1 protein-coding gene is annotated in these 387 nt (G+C 53.0%); it reads right to left on the minus strand.

Annotated features, from left to right (window positions below; all coding sequences use genetic code 11):
* On the minus strand, nt 1-387 hold a 387-nt coding region (locus H3T84_RS11985), incomplete at both ends, for an RHS repeat domain-containing protein (RefSeq protein WP_198219329.1).

Raw genomic sequence — 387 nt, forward strand, 5'->3', positions numbered from 1 at the left:
TATGGTTTAGCTGTTCGATACGCACTTCGGTCAGGCGGTGTTCGGCATCGTAATGGTAATACTGGGTACCGCTGGCGGTTTGTTTACTGCGAGTACGTCCGTGTTCGTCGTAGCTGTATTTCAGTCCGCGGAAGCTGAGCAGCTGATTAAAGCGGATCAGGTTTTGATTGCTTTCTTCTTCGCCACGTCTTCTGTCCAGCAGGTTGGCCGCAGCATCGTATTGCAGGGTTTCCCAGTACGCTTCGTTGCGGCAGCTTTCGATGCGTCCGGTCACGTCATAGCGGTAATCACTTTGTCCCTGCCGGTTGTGTTTTTTGCTTACCAGCCGGTCCAGATTGTCGTAGGTGTAGTTGCGGTCCAGTATGATATCCGGCAGGATGCCTGCTC

This window comes from Snodgrassella sp. M0110, from assembly GCF_016101465.1.
Taxonomy (GTDB): Bacteria; Pseudomonadota; Gammaproteobacteria; order Burkholderiales; family Neisseriaceae; genus Snodgrassella; species Snodgrassella alvi.